This is a genomic window from Microcoleus sp. Pol11C2, assembly GCF_036701505.1.
Taxonomy (GTDB): Bacteria; Cyanobacteriota; Cyanobacteriia; order Cyanobacteriales; family Microcoleaceae; genus Microcoleus.
The window spans coordinates 1-1,280 of record NZ_JAUBQX010000120.1 but is presented as its reverse complement, the minus strand read 5'-3'; the positions used below and the strand labels follow the sequence as shown (position 1 = coordinate 1,280).

Genomic DNA, 1,280 nt, shown 5'->3' with positions numbered 1-1,280 from the left:
CCAACAGAACCGTCAGTTTCGCAGTTCCCGCCACCGGCGGCACCGTCGCCAACACTGCTAGCAGCACCTCAACGAGTCCAGACCCCAATCCCGACAACAATAACGGCCGCGAGCCTGGCGCAACTGTTACCACCACTATCACCGCTGCCCCCACTCCGACTCCCCCACTCCCACCGACTCCGACTCCGACTCCCGCCAACCAACCACCGATAGCTAGCAACGTCAACCTTGAGATCGGGCCCAGCAGCGCTGTGGCGATCGCAGGACTCGGAGGAAGCGACCCCGACGGTTCGATCGCATCCTTCACCATCAACACCGTCCCACCAGCAAATGAAGGGCTGATATTTTTAGGCAATCCCGATACTGGCGGCACGATTGTCACCGCCGGTCAAATTCTGACACCTGCTGACATTAACCAATTATTTTTCCAATCGACAGCCAACTTTACAACAGCAAATTTTACCTACAGCGCTACAGACAACCAGGGTGCCACCAGCCCCGCCAGTGCTACTGTATCGGCGCTGCTGCCGGTGCCAAACCAACCGCCCGTAGCTAACAACGTCAACCTTGACATCGGGCCCAGCAGCGCTGTGGCGATCGCAGGACTCGGAGGAAGCGACCCCGACGGCTCGATCGCATCCTTCACCATCAACACCGTCCCACCAGCAAATGAAGGGCTGATATTTTTAGGCAATCCCGATACTGGCGGCACGATTGTAGCGGCGGGTCAAATTCTGACACCTACTGACATTAACCAATTATTTTTCCAATCGACAGCCAACTTTACAACAGCAAATTTCACCTACAGCGCTACAGACAACCAAGGCGCTACCAGCCCCGCCAGCGCTACTGTCTCTGCCATTCCCCTGAACGAACCAACACCGGCGCCAACACCAACACCACCAACACCGGCGCCAACACCAACACCACCAACACCGGCGCCAACACCAACACCACCAACACCACCAACACCAACACCACCAACACCAACACCACCAACACCACCAACACCAACACCACCAACACCACCAACACCAACACCACCAACACCACCAACACCAACACCACCAACACCGCCAACACCAACACCACCAACACCGCCAACACCAACACCACCAACACCACCAACACCAACACCAACAACACCGGCGCCAACACCAACACCAACAACACCGGCGCCAACACCAACACCACCAACACCAACAACACCACCAACACCAACAACACCAGCGCCAAAACCAGCCCCCGAACCAACACCAGCGCCAGAACCAACCCCCATA

The 1,280-nt window shown here is 57.0% G+C and carries 2 protein-coding genes and 1 pseudogene; 1 reads left to right on the top strand and 2 read right to left on the bottom strand.

Annotated features, from left to right (window positions below):
• Positions 1 to 373 (bottom strand): hypothetical protein (locus QUA42_RS27565; RefSeq protein ID WP_333141863.1); only part of this gene is annotated, 373 nt, incomplete at its 3' end.
• Here QUA42_RS27565 and QUA42_RS27960 point away from each other — a divergent pair.
• A pseudogene (locus tag QUA42_RS27960) lies at positions 258 to 794 on the top strand (hypothetical protein); the annotation flags it as partial. The gene QUA42_RS27565 and the pseudogene QUA42_RS27960 sit on opposite strands and share 116 nt — an antisense overlap.
• Before the next feature lie 52 nt (positions 795 to 846).
• Here the strand turns inward: QUA42_RS27960 and QUA42_RS27555 are convergent.
• Positions 847 to 1,280 (bottom strand): hypothetical protein (locus QUA42_RS27555; protein WP_333141859.1); only part of this gene is annotated, 434 nt, incomplete at its 5' end.